Origin of the sequence: Goodfellowiella coeruleoviolacea (assembly GCF_024171785.1) — a bacterium.
GTDB classification, from domain to species: domain Bacteria; phylum Actinomycetota; class Actinomycetes; order Mycobacteriales; family Pseudonocardiaceae; genus Goodfellowiella; species Goodfellowiella coeruleoviolacea.
The window spans coordinates 461794-476349 of record NZ_JAMTCK010000003.1; the positions used below are offsets into that span (position 1 = coordinate 461794).

Here is a 14556-nt window from a genome sequence, read left to right on the forward strand (position 1 = left end):
GCTGGAGGGACACCGTTCGGCCGGTGTGCCGGGCGGAGAGCTGGAGGGACACCGTTCGGCCGGTTCGCCGGGCGAGAGCACGAGATCACCGAATCGAGGAACGAGATGAAGCGTCGCAGCATCCTCACCGCCGCGGTCTGCCTGGCGCTCGCCGGCACGCTCTCGGCCTGCGGTGGCGGAGCCGGTGCCGGCAACGGCAGCGGGGTCGGGCCGATCGGCATCGACTTCCCGCGGGCCGACACCGACTTCTGGAACTCCTACAACACCTACGTGCCCAAGTTCGGCACCGAGTTGGGCATCAACCTGATGCAGCCGACCAACTCGCAGAACGACGTGGCCAAGCTGGTCGCCAACGTGCAGGCGATGACCAGCCAGGGTGCCAAGGCCGTGGTGATGGCGCCGCAGGACACCGGCGCGATCGCCACCACCCTGCAGCAGTTGGAGCAGAAGAACATCCCGGTGGTCAGCGTGGACACCCGCCCGGACAAGGGCAAGACCTACATGGTGGTCCGGGCCGACAACCGCGCCTACGGCGAGCAGTCGTGCAGGTTCCTCGGTGAGAAGCTCGGCGGGCAGGGCAAGGTCGTCGAGTTCCAGGGCTCGCTGTCCTCGGTGAACGGGCGAGACCGGTCCGAGGCGTTCGAGGCGTGCATGAAGCAGAACTACCCGGGCATCACCGTGTTCGCCGAACCCACCGACTGGGAGGGCGCCAAGGCCGCGGCGGCCCTGCAGACCCGGCTCACCCAGCACCCCGACATCAAGGGCATCTACATGCAGGCCGGCGGCGCGTTCCTGGCGCCCACCCTGCAGGTGTTGAAGTCCACCAACCACCTGCTGCCGGCGGACGACCCGAACCACATCGTGATCGTGTCCAACGACGGCATCCCCCAGGAGTACGAGTCGATCCGCAAGGGCGAGATCGACGCCACCATGTCCCAGCCCGCCGACGGGTACGCCAGGTGGGCGCTGTACTACGCCAAGGCCGCGGTGGAGGGCAGGACGTTCAGCCCCGGCCCGACCGACCACGACAGCACCATCGTGGACGTGGGTGGCGGCCGCCTGGAGGACCAGCTGCCCACCCCGCTGGTGACCAAGGACAACGTGGACGACCCCAACCTGTGGGGCAACCAGGTGGGCAAGTGATGAGCACCGCCACCGACCTGCCCCCGGCCGCGGGCGTCCGGTTGGCCGTCCAGGCGCACGGCATCACCAAGCGCTACGGGAGGACCGTGGCGCTCAACCAGGCCAAGATATCCATTGTGGACGGTCAGACGCACGGGCTGGTCGGCCGCAACGGCGCGGGAAAGTCCACTTTGGTCTCGATCCTCACCGGGTTGCAGGCGCCGGACGAGGGCACGGTGGCCTTCGGCGGCGAGCCGGCGCCGCCACTGGGCGACCGGGACGCCTGGCGCGGCCGGGTGGCCTGCGTCTACCAGAAGTCCACCATCATCCCCGCGCTCACCGTGGCCGAGAACCTGTTCATCAACCGGCAGTCGCTGACCGGCGGCTCGCTGATCAACTGGGGCCGGATGCGCCGCAGGGCCGGTGACCTGCTCGCCGAGTACGGGGTGCTGGTGGACCCGGCCAGGCCGGCCGCGGAACTGACCGTGGAGCAGCGGCAGCTGGTGGAGATCGCCAGGGCACTGTCGTTCGGCGCCCGGTTCATCATCCTGGACGAGCCCACCGCCCAGCTCGACGCCGCCGCCATCGACCGGCTGTTCGCCCGGATCAGGGCACTCCAGCACGCCGGGGTGACGTTCCTGTTCATCTCGCACCACCTGCGGGAGGTCTACGAGATCTGCCAGACCGTCACCGTGTTCCGCGACGCCAGGCACATCCTGACCAGCCCGGTCGCCGACCTGTCCCAGGACCGGCTGGTCGACGCCATGACCGGGGAGGCGGTCGGGCTGCGCCAGGTCGCCGACCGCCCGGCCGTGCCCGACTCGGCGCCCGCAGTGCTCGCGGTCAGCGGGCTCGGTCTGGCCGACCAGTTCACCGACGTCGACCTCACCGTGCGGCGGGGCGAGGTGGTGGGCCTGGCCGGCTCGGCGAGCAGCGGCAAGGTCGCGGTGGGCGAGGCCGTGGTCGGCCTGCGCCGGCCGGACACCGGGGAGGTGCGGGTGGCCGGGCAGCTGATCCGGCCTGGCAGCGTGCCGCACGCGCTGGCCGGCGGCATCGGGTTCGTGCCGGAGGACCGGCACAGGGAGGGCCTGGTGCCGCTGCTGAGCGTGGCCGAGAACGGCACCATGACCATCGCCGACCGGTTCGGCAGGTTCGGGGCGATCGCGCCAGGACGCCGCCGCGCCGCCGCCCAGCGGTTCATCACCGACCTGGCCGTCAAGACCGACGGGCCGGACCAGCCGGTGGCCGGGCTGTCCGGCGGCAACCAGCAGAAGGTGGTGATGGCCAGGGCACTGGCCAACGACCCGGTGGTGCTGGTGCTGATCAACCCGACCGCCGGGGTGGACGTGCGCTCCAAGGAGACCCTGCTCGACGTGGTCGACCAGGCCGCGGCCAGCGGCACCGCGGTGGTGATCGTCTCCGACGAGTTGGACGACCTGCGCCCGTGCGACCGGGTGCTGGTGATGTCCCACGGCCGCGTGGTGCGCACCGTGGCCAGGGGGTGGACGGACAACGAGCTGGTGGCCGCCATCGAGGGCATGACCGCCCAGTCGGCAGGCCAGCCAGGTGGGGGTTCCGACGCGGGTTCGGGCGGGAGTCCGGCCGGGGCCGCGGACGTGAACGTGGACGCGGACGTGAGTGCGGACGAGAGTTCGGGTGAGAACAGTGGTGTCTGAAACGCCGATCCAGGCCACCGCCGGCCCAGCCAGGCAGCGACTGTCCCTCGGCCGGTTCCGCGATCTCGCGCTGGTGCCGGCGATCCTGGTGCTGATCGTGGTCGGCGCACTGGTCGACCCGGTGTTCCTGAGCAGCGCCAACCTGATCAACGTGTTGCAGCAGCAGACCGAGTTGAGCCTGCTGGTGCTGGCCGAGTCGCTGATCCTGATCGCCGGCAAGTTCGACCTGTCCCTGGAGTCCACGGTCGGGCTGGCGCCGGCGCTGTCCGTGGCGCTGATCATCCCGGCGGCCAGTCACGGCCTCGGCACGGAACTGCCGGCGTGGACGGCGGTGCCGATCTGCCTGCTGATCGGCATGGCGGTCGGCGCGTTCAACGGGTTCCTGATCCTCAAGCTCAAGCTGTCCGCGTTCATCGTCACGCTGGGCATGCTGATCGTGTTGCGCGGCCTGCAGATCGGGTTCACCGGCGGCCAGAACCTGTTCGACCTGCCGTTGTCGTTCACCTACCTGGGCAGCGCGCAGTGGCTGGGCCTGCCCGCGTCGGTGTGGCTCGCGGTGGTCGCGTTCGCGCTGGGCATCGTGCTGCTGGCCTACTTCCGGCAGGGGCGCGCGCTGTACGCGATCGGCGGCAACGTGGACGCGGCCAGGGCGGCCGGCATCCGCACGGACCGGGTGGTGTGGACCGTGCTGGTGCTCGGCGGGCTGATCGCCGCGCTGGCCGGCCTGCTGATGACCGGGCGGCTGGGTTCGGTGGCCGCGGCCCAGGGACAGAACATGATCTTCACCGTGTTCGCGGCCGCGGTGATCGGCGGGGTCAGCATGGACGGCGGCAAGGGCACGCTGTTCGGCGCGCTGTGCGGCGTGCTGGTGCTCGGCCTGATCCAGAACATCCTGACCCTGGGCGGCGTGTCGGCCCAGTGGATCCAGGCCATCTACGGCGTGATCATCCTGGTCGCGCTGATGCTGGCCCGGCTGACCAGCGGAAAGGCGCAGGATTGACGGACCGGGAGCGGGGCGGGGACCGGGACTGCGACTGGGACCGGGAGTGGGGTCGGGGCCGGGGCGGCGACCGGGGCGGGGACCGCGGCCGGCGCTGGGGGCGGGGACGAACCCGGGGCCAGGGGCGGGCCGTGGTGCCGCGGGATCGTGGGTGGGGCTGGTGACGGCTCCCCTGGGCACACCCCCACCCGCCCTGGGGGGCGACCCCGCGACCAGCCTATCCACCCCCACCCCCACCGGCCAGGGTTCGCCGTGCGGCTGTGGACAACCCCGGTGCCTGTGGACAAGTCGGTCACCGATCGGGTGAAAAACACCGGGCGGGGCCTCGGCTGTGCTAGCAGCCGCGCTGCCGGCGAACCGCGCCACCGCCCCGGCACACCACCGACCAGCAATCCACCAGGGAGGAACGGCCAGTGGAGACCGTCGCGCTGCACACCAGGCTCAAGCCGGGCCGGGAAACCGACTACGACCGGGTCCACGCGCGCATCCCGGTCGAACTGGACGAGGCGCTGCGCGCGGCCGGGGTGCGGTCCTGGCGGATCTGGCGCAGCGGCCAGGACCTGTTCCACGTGGTCGAGTGCGACGACTACGCGCGGATGCGCCAACACCTGCGGGACCACCCGGCGAACGTGCCCTGGCAGGCCACCATGGCCGACCTGCTCGACGTGGCCGACGACTACTCCGGCAGCCGGCCCGACGTGAAGCTCGTCTGGGAACTGCCGTGACCGGCCGCCGGGACCACGGCACCAAGGAGGCACACCAGTGACCAGTTCGGGCGGTCAACCCCGGCGCACCCGGCTCGGGCGGTCCTCGGTCGAGGTCACCGCGCTCGGCCTGGGCACCGCGCCGATCGGCAACCTCTACCACGAAGTGTCCGATGTGGACGCGCAGCAGGCGGTGGCCGAGGCGTGGGCGGCCGGCGTCCGCTACTTCGACACCGCTCCGCACTACGGCCTGGGCCTGGCCGAACGGCGCCTCGGCGCGGCACTGGCCGGCCTGCCCAGGGCCGAGTACGTGGTGTCCACCAAGGTCGGCCGGCTGCTGGAACCCGCCAACCCTCCCGACCCCGGCGCCCCGGCCAGCCGCGACGACCTGGCCGGCGGTGGGTTTGCCGTGCCGTCGGCCGCCCGCCGGGTCTGGGACTTCAGCGCGGCCGGGGTGCGGCGCTCGCTGGCCGACTCGCTGGACCGGCTCGGGCTGGACCGGGTGGACGTGGTGCTGCTGCACGACCCGGACGACCACTGGGCGCAGGCCGCTGGCGAGGGTTTTCCCGCCCTGGCCGAACTGCGCGACCAGGGCGTGGTCGGCGCGATCGGCGTGGGCATGAACCAGTGGCGGATGCCGGCCCGGTTCGTCCGGGAGACCGACATCGACGTGGTGATGCTCGCCGGTCGGCACACCCTGCTGGAGCAGACCGCGCTGGCCGAGTTCCTGCCGCTGTGCCTGGAGCGCGGCGTGTCCGTGCTGGCCGCGGGCGTGTTCAACTCCGGGCTGCTGGCCAGCCCCGAGGTGCCGGACAACGCCAAGTACGACTACGCCGACGCCCCGCCCGAACTGGTGGCCAGGGCGCGGCGGATCGCCGAGGTGTGCGCCCGGCACGGGGTCACCCTGCCCGGCGCGGCCATCCAGTTCCCGCTGGGGCACCCGGCGGTCGCGGCCGTGGTGATGGGCTGCCAGGACGGCGAGCAGGTCCGGCGGAACGTGGACCTGTTCACCGAACCGGTACCGGCGGAGCTGTGGGCGGACCTGCGCGCCGAGGGACTGCTCGACCCGGACGCGCCCGTGCCCACGACCACTGCGCCCACGACCACTGCGCCCACGACCACTGCGCCCACGACCACCGCGCCCACGACCACCGCGCCCCCTGACCCGCCGACCCCCTGACCTGCCGCCCCCTGAGCCCGACCCGCCGACCCGCGCAAGACCCACCGAACCCGCACGACCCGTTGACCCGCCGCGGACCCGCGCTGGGAAGGAGACCGGGATGGTTGTTGACGCCCACCACCACGTCTGGGATCTCACCGTTCGCGATCAGCCCTGGATCACCGGCGAGCGGATGGCCCCGATCCGGCGCGACTTCGGCGTCGCCGACCTGGCGCCGCTGGCCGAGCGGGCCGGAGTCAGCGCCACCGTGCTGGTGCAGACCGTCTGCGTGCCCGAGGAGACCCCGGAGTTCCTGGCGCTCGCCGAGGACAGCGAGCTGATCGCCGCGGTGGTCGGCTGGACCGACCTGGCCGCGCCCTCGGTGGTGGACGACCTGGCGGCGTTGCGCGGGGCCAGGGGCGGCGGGTGGCTGCGCGGCATCCGCCACCAGGTGCAGAGCGAACCCGATCCGGAGTGGCTGTGCCGGCCGGAGGTCCGGGGCGGCCTGGCCGCGGTGGGCGCGGCCGGCCTGGTCTACGAACTGCTGACGCTGCCGCACCAGCTGCCGGCCGCGATCCGGACCGCGGCGGCCCTGCCCGACGTGCCCTTCGTGCTCGACCACTGCGCCAAGCCGCCGGTCGCCACCGGTGAGCTGGAGCCGTGGGCGAGCCGGATCCGGGAGCTGGCCAGGCACGACAACGTGACCTGCAAGCTGTCCGGCCTGGTCACCGAGGCGGACTGGGCGTCGTGGCGGGTGGCCGACCTGCGCCCCTACGTCGAGGTGGTGCTGGCCGCGTTCGGTCCGGACCGGTTGATGTTCGGCTCGGACTGGCCGGTCTGCCTGCTGGCCGCCGACTACCCGCGGGTGCTGGCCGCCGCGACCGAACTCACCGACGCGCTCAGCCCGGCCGAGCGCCAGGCCGTGTTCGCCGACACCGCGCGCCGCGTCTACCGGCTCGACCGAGCCAGCGGACGCGCTGGCTGACCGGGGTCACCGGTCGGACTCGGCGGTCCTGACCGTCCACAATGGATGGTAGGTCGGGGAAGCACGGCCAGGGCGGTGATCGGTGGCCCGGGCCTGTCATCCCGCCCGCCGTGTCGCGCGGTTATGCTCGCGCCGACAACCAGAAACCGTTCTGGTCAGCGCCAGGTTGGTGGTGGAGCGTGCTGACCGGGCCCACCCGTGCGCGGGCACCGCACCTCCTCGTCCGCTGACGGCGCGGTGGTGACCCGCTCCGGCGCGGGTGGTCTCCGATCGGAAGGAACCACCACCGTGGACAACGTCATCGACCCGAGGGCCATCGTGGCCGAGCGGGAGAACCAGGCGATTCTCGACGCGTTCGTCGACCGGCTCCGGCACGACCTGGCCGAGCAGCACCCCGACGTGGACTTCGCGGCCCTGCTCGTCGCGGTTCGGCTGCGGGCCGAGCGCATCGAACGCGACTGCGAGCAGCTGGCCGTGGACGAACTCGGCGCGCTCACCGTGCGGCTGACCGCGTTCGTCGCCGCGACCTACCGCGTGCTGTGCGAACAGTCGACCGACACACCAGGTGAACCGCTGGGCGAACCGCTGGGCGGACGACTGACGGCGGCCGAGGCCGAGCCCCTGGTGAGCGCCGCGTTCCTGGAACCCATGCGGGAACCGGTGCGCCAGGGCACCAGGGCCGCACTGGACACCGCCGAGGACCCGTTCGCGGTCATGGTGTCCGTGGCCAAGCAGCGCGAGCACGGCTACTTCGGCGGCGCGTTCACGTTCGTCCGCTCGGCCGACGACGACCAGCGCTACCACACCGACGTGCACCGGTGCGGCTACCTGGCGGTGCTCACCGCCGGCGGCGCGGCCGAACTCGGCCCGGTGTTCTGCCGGTTCGACGCGGCCTGGATCGACGCCATCGACCCGGAGCGGCACGGCTTCCGCTTCGACCGGCCGACCACGCTGGCACTGGGCGGGCGCAGCTGTCCGTTCCACTTCACCCGCGTCCGCCAGGCCCACCAGCCCGACCGGACCGCCGAGTAACCCCGGACCGACCTGGCCTGGGGTGACTCAGGCCAGGTCGGACAGCCACTGCTCCACGCCGGCCACGTGCACGGTCGACCAGGAGCGGGCCAGTTCGGGCTGGTGGGCGGCCAGCGCGGAGACGATCGCCCGGTGCTCGGCCACGGTCCGCTCCACCGCGCTGGCCTGGGTGATGCCCCGCCAGATCCGCACCCGCACGGTGGGGCCGGCCAGGGTGTCCAGCAGGCGGGCCAGGTAGCTGTTGCCCGAGGCGTGCGCGATGCCGCGGTGGAACTCCAGGTCGTGCTCGACCAGCTCCTCCACCGACCCGGCGGACTCGGCCGACTGGCACAGCGCCAGCAGCGCGTCGATCTCCTCGGGCTGGATGCGCTGCGCGGCCATGGCGGCGGCGGCCGGCTCCAGGATGCGGCGGACCTGGAGCACCTCCAGCACCGACTCGTCCCCCCGGTGCAGCTCCAGAACGAAGGAGAGGGCCCCGAGCAGGTCGTCCGCGCGCAGGCTGGACACGTAGGTGCCGTCGCCCTGGCGCACGTCCAGCACTCGGACCAGGGACAGCGCCTTGACGGCCTCGCGCAGCGAGTTGCGCGACAGGCCGAGCCGTTCGGCCAGGTCGGCCTCCCTGGGCAGCCGGTCACCCGGTTTGAGTTCGCCGGAGACGATCATCTCCTTGACGCGCAGGATCGCGTCGTCCGTGACAGCCACTCCACCCTCGACTCGTCGGCTAGACCTCGGATGTTTGTCTCCAGTATGCGACAGCGGGCAATCGCGGACTGCTCCAGCGGCGCGTCCGCTCCGCTGTCACCCAACAGTGGGTGAACTGGGTCACGAGCAGACCCGATGTCTCCACCTGTCTGGGGGAATTCTGGCCGTAAATCGATTTCACGCAGGCGTTGCGGCTGGTCGGAAGTTGCGCGCTGCTCCATTCGGCGTAGTGTTGTTGGTGCCCGCTTCACCCCGCCCCCTCGGTGGAGCGGGTTTTCTCATGCCCGCACCCGGAGGCTCCCGCCCAGCCCGGGACGCCCAGCCCAGGACGCCAGCCGCGCCAGGCGCTCAGGTCACTGTGCGCACCGGCCACCGCGCCGACCGACGACTACGCCGACCGACGACTACGCCAACCGGCCCTTGTGGCATCCCGTCGAACCAGAAGGATCTGCGGTGAAGGCGGCGACCGGGCCCACGTCAGCACCTCGCGGCGTGGGCCCGGTCGTGTGCTCGCACCCGATCGCAGGAGGAACGACCCGATGGGATCTTCTGGCAGACGCCGGCTGCTCGGCGCCGCACTGGCCCTGGCGCTGGGCGCAGCCCTGCCCGCCGCGGTGCCGTCGGCGGCCGTGGCCCAACCCGCCGACGGCACCGCGTGCGCCTGGCAGGTGACCGCTCTGCCGGTGCCAGCCGGCAGCGGCGGCGTCGTGGTCACCGGCGAGGCCACGGACGCGCTGGTCGTCGGGTACGCCACGATCAACAGGGTGACCCGAGGGGTGATCTGGCGGAACGGCGTGCCGGAGGTGATGCCGGAGTTCGCGGACGGGAGTGAGAACCTGCCGCAGGACATCAACAGCTCCGGCGTGGTCGTGGGGTTCCGGCGGACCACCACCAGCACCTCGCCCTGGCAGTACGTCGACCGGGCCTACCGGTACCAGGACGGCGTGTACCACTTCCTCCCGGGCTACGCGAGCAAGATCGTCGCGAGCCGGGCGGTGGCCATCAACGAGGCCGGTGACGTCGTCGGGATCGTCAAGCCCTACACCGACACGGGCGCGGCCTACACCAAGAGCGTGTTCTGGCCGGCCAGTGCGCCGAACACCTTCCAGGTGATCGACGCCTACTCGGCCCACGACGACGCCCCACTCGGCATCGACGACCAGGGACGGGTGCTGTTCCGCGACGTGCTGTGGGGACCCAACCAGATCGACCTGCCGCTGAGCGGGACCAGGGACGGTGCTGCCGCGCGGGTGTACTCGGCCGGCCGCATCGTCGGGTGGCAGCAGGGGGACGACGACACCATGCACGTGGTGGAGTGGGACCAGAGCGGTGAGATCAGCCGGGTCCTCCCGGGCGACGGCTATCCCGACGCGGTGAACGCGGCCGGCACGATCGCGGGAGTGGCCGCCGATCCCGAGACCGGCAGGTACCGCCCCGCGCTCTGGCGGGACGGGCAGTTCGCCGGCTTCATCTCCGACCCGCGGCCCGACATCATCGTCGGCCTCACCGACGACGAGGTCGTCATCGGCGACTACGTCGCCAACACCACGACCGGGACGCGCGTTCCCGCGCTGTGGCGCTGCAGTTGACCACGCTGACCACGCTGGCCGCGGGGCGCGGGGCGCGCCAGCCGGGCATCCGTCCTGGTGGCGCGCCCCGCCGGCCTCAGCGGGTGCGGGTGACCTTGCGCAGGCCGCGCGGGTGGTCCGGGTCGCCGCCTCGGGCCAGGGCCAGGCCCAGGGCCAGCCGCTGGATCGGCAGCACCTCCAGGATCGGGGCCACCTCCTCGGCGCTCTCGGCCACGTCCAGCCGCAGCGCGGCCGAGGCCCTGGCCGCCGCCGAGCCCACGGCCAGCACGTCGGCGCCGCGCTCGTGCACCACGTCCAGCACCTCGCGCATGGCCGCCCCGCCCTTGCCGGCGCTGGTCACGGCCAGCACGGCGGTCTCCGCGTCCACCGCGGCCACCGGGCCGTGCAGCAGGTCGGCGCCGCTGTAGGCGCGGGCGGCCAGGTAGCTGGTCTCGGCGAGCTTGAGCGCGGCCTCGGCGGCGGTGGCCGACGAGTAGCCGCGGCCGGTGGTGATCACCCGCTCCACGAACCGGTAGCGGCGCACCGCCTCGGCCACCTGGTCGGCCGACCCGGACAGGGTGGTCTCGGCCAGCGCGCCGATGTCGGCCACGTGCTCGGCCGTGCCCTCGCGCACCGCGTCGACCAGCAGGTACAGCGCGAGCAGGGTGGCGCTGTAGGTCTTGGTGGCGGCCACGGCCAGCTCCCGGCCGGCACCGATGTCCACGGCCAGTTCGGCGGCCTCGTTGAGCGGTGAGCCCGGGGTGTTGGTGACCGCCACGGTCAGCGCGCCCCGGCGCCGCGCCGACTCGGTGACCTCGATCAGGTCCGGGGAGCCGCCGCTCTGGCTCACCGAGACCAGCAGCACGTCGGCCAGGTCGGGCTCGGCCCCGTACAGCGTGGTGGTGGACGGCGACACCAGGCCGGCCGGCAGTTGCAGCAGCACCTCGATCAGGTACTTGGCGTACAGCGCGGCGTGGTCGCTGGAGCCGCGGGCGGCCAGCAGGGCGAACCGGGGTCGCCGCTGGCGCACCCGCTCGGCCACCTCGACGATCTCCGACCGCCGGCCGACCAGCCTGGCCAGCACCTCGGGCTGTTCGGCCACCTCGGCGGCCATGTGCCGGCCGGGCTCGGGGCGGTGGTCACCAGGCTGTTCGGTGTCGGCCGAGCCGGTGTCGGCCTGGTCGGTGCCGGCCCGGTCAGGGCCAGCCTGGTCGGGGCCGGTCGGGCCGGGGGTCTCAGTCATCGCGGTCCCTCCAGGAGCGCTCACGCGGCACGCCGGCGGCGGCACGCGCGTCACACGGTCGGCGCGGTCGCCTCGGCGATCCGTTCGGCGGCGGCGCGCAGGCACACACGAGCGCCACCGTGGGTGTCGACTCGGGCGGCCACGCCCAGGTCAGGTCCTGGCACGCCGGTCTCCACGTGCACCAGGTCTAGACCAATCGTAGCGAGTGCGGTGACCGCGCCGCGAACCCAGTCGTGCCGGTGGGCGTCCCGGGTGACCAGCACCACCGGCCGCCCCGCCGCGCGTGCGGCGATCTGCTCGGCGGTGATCCCGGTGGTGGTCAGCACCTGGGTGCCGGGCACCAGCTCGGCCAGGTGCGGGCCGAGGCCCCACGGCACGTCGCCGGCGGCCATCGACGGGGGCACGGCCATGTCCACCACCAGGGGCGGCCCGGCCAGTGCCAGCTCGCCGCGGACCCGGACGGCGGCCCGCGCGGCCCGCAGCCCCAGTTCGGGGTCCACCCCGGCGGCCCCACCCGCCCCGGCAGCCGCGTCCACGCCGGCCGAGGCGGCGGGCCGGCGGTGCAGCGCGGCCACCCGGGTGGCCGCCTCGGCCAACCGCGACTCGGGCAGCCGGCCGGACCGCACCGCGGCCACCACCGCGTCGGCCAGCTGGTCCACCTCGGCGCCGGTCAGCAGCACGCTGCCCACGCACAGCGCGTCCACCCCGGCGGCCAGCGCGCCCACCGCCGCCCGCGCCAGCCCGGCGACACCACCCGGCCCGCACACCGCCTTCATGTCCAGCGCGTCACTGATCACCGTGCCGGTGAAGCCCAGCTCGTCGCGCAGCACCCGCAGCGCCACCGGGTTGAGCGTGGCCGGCAGCGGACCCCACTCCGGCACCACCAGGTGCCCGGTCATCACCAGGTCCACCCCGGCCCGCACGGCCGAGGCGAACGGCACCAGCTCCACCGCGCGCAGCTCGGCGTCGGTGCGGGGGAGCACCGCCAGGTTGTGGTGCGAGTCGGTGGTGGACGCGCCGTGGCCGGGGAAGTGCTTGGCGCACGCGCTCACCCCGGCCGCCTGCGTGCCGCGCACGAACGCGGCCACGTGCGCGGCGGCGCGGTGCGGGTCGGAGCCGAACGAGCGCACCCCGTTGGCCGGGTCGTCCAGGGTGAGCACCAGGTCGGCCGGTGGGGCGAGGTTGACGGTGACGCCGCAGTCGGCCAGCCGCGCGCCCACGGCGCCGGCCACCCGCTCGGTCAGCGCCACGTCGTCGGCCACGGACAGCGCGTAGTTGCCCGGCACCGCCGACCCGCGCCCGGCGTCCAGCCGGGTCACGTCGCCGCCCTCCTCGTCGATGGCCACCACCAGCTCGCCGCGCACCGCGCGCAGCCCCGAGGTCAGCTCGGCGACCTGGCCGTCGTCGGCCACGTTGCGGCCGAACAGCACCACCCCGCCCAGCCCGGCCTCGATCGCGCGCGGCAGCCAGTCCGGCACGGTGTGCCCGGCGAACCCGGGCAGCAGCACGGCCGTGGCCAGCCCGCGCAGTGATTTGTCCACAGTGGACACTGGGCTACCCCTTCACGGCCCCGGCGGCGACCCCGCCGACCAGGTTGCGTTGCACGATCAGGAAGAACGCCAGCACCGGCAGGGTGAACAGGGTGGAGGCGGCCATGGTGCCACCCCAGTCCGTGCCGAACTGGTCGGAGAAGGAGGCCAGCCACACCGGCAGGGTGTAGTTGTCCTGGTCGCGCATGAACACGAACGCGTAGATGAACTCGTTCCACGCGGTGATGAAGCCGAACACCGAGGTGGCCACCAGGCCGGGGCCGAGCAGCGGCAGGGTCACCCGGCGGAACGCCGCCCACCGGCCGCAGCCGTCCACCATGGCCGCCTCCTCCAGGTCCACCGGGATGCCGGCGACGAACCCGCGCAGCGTCCACGCGGTGAACGGCAGGGTGGCGGCGAAGTAGACCAGCAGCAGCGACGGCAGCTGGTTGAGCAGGCCGAGGTCGCGCATCATCAGGTACATCGGGATGAGCAGGGCCTCCAGCGGGGCCATCTGCGCCACCAGCACCAGCAGCAGGAACCCCTTGCGGCCCCGGAAGCGCAACCGGGCCAGCGGGACCGCCGCGAGCAGCCCGGCCACCAGCGAGAACGCCACCGCGCCCAGGGTGACCACCAGGCTGTTGCCCACGTTGGTCAGGAAGTTCGGCTTGGTGATCGCGTCGACGAAGTGCTGCAGGGTGAGCCCCAGCGGCACCAGGTCGTAGGAGCTGGTGATGATCTGCCCGGTCGGCTTGAACGCCGTGCTGATCATCCAGTAGGTGGGGAACAGGAACAGCAGCGCCACCACCACGCCGACCACGGAGACCACGGTCTTCTTGGCTCTCACAGGTCAACCTCCCGGGAGCGCACCAGCAGCCGGATGTACTGCGCGGTGAGCACGAACAGCACGACGATCATGAGCACGCTCACCGCGGCGGCCAGCCCGAAGTGCTTGGCGGAGATGCCGTTGAGGTACTGCAGCACCGACAGCGTGGTGCTGCCGCCGTCCGGGCCGCCCTGGCGCATCGCCCAGACCTGGGTGAACAGCTTGAAGTCCCACAGGATCGACAGGAACGTGCACACCGTCAGGATCGGGCGCAGCGCCGGCCAGGTCACCGCGCGGAAGCTCTGCCAGGAGTTGGCGCCGTCGATGCCGGCCGCCTCGTAGAGGTCGCCGGGCACCGCGAGCAGCCCCGCGTACATGGTGAACGCGGTGAACGGGATGCCCTGCCAGGCCACCACCACGACGATCACGGTCAGGGTGCTGAGCCCCGAGGTGAACCAGGAGTAGCCGGCGAAGCCGTCGAAACCGAACAGCACCAGGGTCTTGTTCAGGATGCCGAAGTTCGGGTCGAAGATCCACTGGAAGGTGGTGGTGGCCGCCAGGTTGGGCATCGCCCAGGCGAGCACCAGGCTGAGCTGGAGCAGCACCCGCACCGCCGGCGGGACGTGCCGCATGAGCAGGGCGACCAGCAGCCCGCCCAGCACGATCGAGGCGACGCAGCCCGCGGTGAACAGCAGGGTGCGCAGGGTGATCTCCCAGAACCCGGGGTCGCTGATGATCTCGACGTAGTTGTCGAACCCGACCCAGACCACCTGGCCGCGCATCAGCTCGCCGAGGTCGAGCTTGCGCACGCTGGTCAGCAGCACGGACAGCACCGGCCATCCGAGCAGGGCGAGGATGCCGAGCACCGCCGGCGCGAGCAGCAGGTAGGGCAGCATGCGCTGCCCGGTGGACTGCTGCCCGCGCCGGCGGGTCGGGGCCGCGCCGGCAGTGGAACGCGGCGCCGGCGGGGTGTTCCCCGCCGACACCGCGGTGTTCGTCGTCGCGGTCAT

Annotated in this window: 13 protein-coding genes; 8 read left to right on the plus strand and 5 right to left on the minus strand. The window is 72.8% G+C overall.

Annotated features, from left to right (window positions below; genetic code table 11):
* Nucleotides 1-105 precede the first annotated feature (105 nt).
* From LX83_RS08160 to LX83_RS38370, 7 genes are all read left to right on the plus strand, one after another.
* Nucleotides 106-1143, plus strand: coding sequence for a sugar ABC transporter substrate-binding protein (locus tag LX83_RS08160; protein WP_253768850.1), 1038 nt, complete (start codon nucleotides 106-108; stop codon nucleotides 1141-1143).
* A complete protein-coding gene (locus LX83_RS08165) occupies nucleotides 1143-2798 on the plus strand; it encodes a sugar ABC transporter ATP-binding protein (RefSeq protein ID WP_253768852.1) in 1656 nt (551 codons plus the stop codon). Before LX83_RS08160 ends, LX83_RS08165 begins: the two co-directional genes overlap by 1 nt.
* Nucleotides 2791-3798, plus strand: coding sequence for an ABC transporter permease (locus tag LX83_RS08170; protein WP_253768854.1), 1008 nt, complete (start codon nucleotides 2791-2793; stop codon nucleotides 3796-3798). Before LX83_RS08165 ends, LX83_RS08170 begins: the two co-directional genes overlap by 8 nt.
* A 413-nt stretch (nucleotides 3799-4211) precedes the next feature.
* Nucleotides 4212-4523: an L-rhamnose mutarotase gene (locus tag LX83_RS08175; RefSeq protein WP_253768856.1), complete on the plus strand. Its 312-nt coding sequence runs from the start codon at nucleotides 4212-4214 to the stop codon at nucleotides 4521-4523.
* 37 nt (nucleotides 4524-4560) lie between these two features.
* Nucleotides 4561-5682, plus strand: a complete 1122-nt coding sequence (locus LX83_RS08180; RefSeq protein ID WP_253768858.1) for an aldo/keto reductase — start codon at nucleotides 4561-4563, stop codon at nucleotides 5680-5682.
* A gap of 100 nt (nucleotides 5683-5782) precedes the next feature.
* Nucleotides 5783-6646, plus strand: a complete 864-nt coding sequence (locus LX83_RS08185) for an amidohydrolase family protein (protein WP_253768860.1) — start codon at nucleotides 5783-5785, stop codon at nucleotides 6644-6646.
* Between the two features lie 288 nt (nucleotides 6647-6934).
* Nucleotides 6935-7678 carry an L-2-amino-thiazoline-4-carboxylic acid hydrolase gene (locus LX83_RS38370; RefSeq protein ID WP_253768862.1) on the plus strand — a complete coding sequence of 248 codons (744 nt, stop codon included), beginning with the start codon at nucleotides 6935-6937 and terminating at the stop codon, nucleotides 7676-7678.
* A 27-nt stretch (nucleotides 7679-7705) separates the two neighbouring features.
* Here the strand turns inward: LX83_RS38370 and LX83_RS08195 are convergent, their stop codons facing one another.
* On the minus strand, nucleotides 7706-8380 hold the full coding sequence (locus tag LX83_RS08195; protein ID WP_253768864.1) for a FadR/GntR family transcriptional regulator: 675 nt from the start codon (nucleotides 8378-8380) through the stop codon (nucleotides 7706-7708).
* A 539-nt stretch (nucleotides 8381-8919) separates the two neighbouring features.
* On the opposite strand from LX83_RS08195, the gene LX83_RS08200 reads away from it, so the two are divergent.
* Nucleotides 8920-9969 carry a hypothetical protein gene (locus tag LX83_RS08200; protein ID WP_253768866.1) on the plus strand — a complete coding sequence of 350 codons (1050 nt, stop codon included), beginning with the start codon at nucleotides 8920-8922 and terminating at the stop codon, nucleotides 9967-9969.
* 76 nt (nucleotides 9970-10045) lie between these two features.
* Here the strand turns inward: LX83_RS08200 and LX83_RS08205 are convergent, their stop codons facing one another.
* The 4 genes from LX83_RS08205 to LX83_RS08220 form a co-directional block, all read right to left on the minus strand.
* Entirely contained in the window at nucleotides 10046-11062 is a 1017-nt protein-coding gene (locus LX83_RS08205) for an SIS domain-containing protein (protein ID WP_253769153.1), read from the minus strand.
* 179 nt (nucleotides 11063-11241) lie between these two features.
* On the minus strand, nucleotides 11242-12741 hold the full coding sequence (locus LX83_RS08210; protein WP_253768868.1) for a glycoside hydrolase family 3 N-terminal domain-containing protein: 1500 nt from the start codon (nucleotides 12739-12741) through the stop codon (nucleotides 11242-11244).
* A 4-nt stretch (nucleotides 12742-12745) separates the two neighbouring features.
* On the minus strand, nucleotides 12746-13567 hold the full coding sequence (locus tag LX83_RS08215) for a carbohydrate ABC transporter permease (protein WP_253768870.1): 822 nt from the start codon (nucleotides 13565-13567) through the stop codon (nucleotides 12746-12748).
* Nucleotides 13564-14556, minus strand: coding sequence for a carbohydrate ABC transporter permease (locus tag LX83_RS08220; RefSeq protein WP_253768872.1), 993 nt, complete (start codon nucleotides 14554-14556; stop codon nucleotides 13564-13566). Before LX83_RS08220 ends, LX83_RS08215 begins: the two co-directional genes overlap by 4 nt.

Coding starts and splice junctions, on each gene's coding strand:
- LX83_RS08185 (WP_253768860.1), top strand. CDS start 5,783: ATGGTTGTTGACGCCCACCACCACGTCTGGGATCTCACCGTTCGCGAT.
- LX83_RS08165 (WP_253768852.1), top strand. CDS start 1,143: ATGAGCACCGCCACCGACCTGCCCCCGGCCGCGGGCGTCCGGTTGGCC.
- LX83_RS08205 (WP_253769153.1), bottom strand. CDS start 11,062: ATGGCCGCCGAGGTGGCCGAACAGCCCGAGGTGCTGGCCAGGCTGGTC.
- LX83_RS08220 (WP_253768872.1), bottom strand. CDS start 14,556: ATGACCGCGACGACGAACACCGCGGTGTCGGCGGGGAACACCCCGCCG.
- LX83_RS08200 (WP_253768866.1), top strand. CDS start 8,920: ATGGGATCTTCTGGCAGACGCCGGCTGCTCGGCGCCGCACTGGCCCTG.
- LX83_RS08160 (WP_253768850.1), top strand. CDS start 106: ATGAAGCGTCGCAGCATCCTCACCGCCGCGGTCTGCCTGGCGCTCGCC.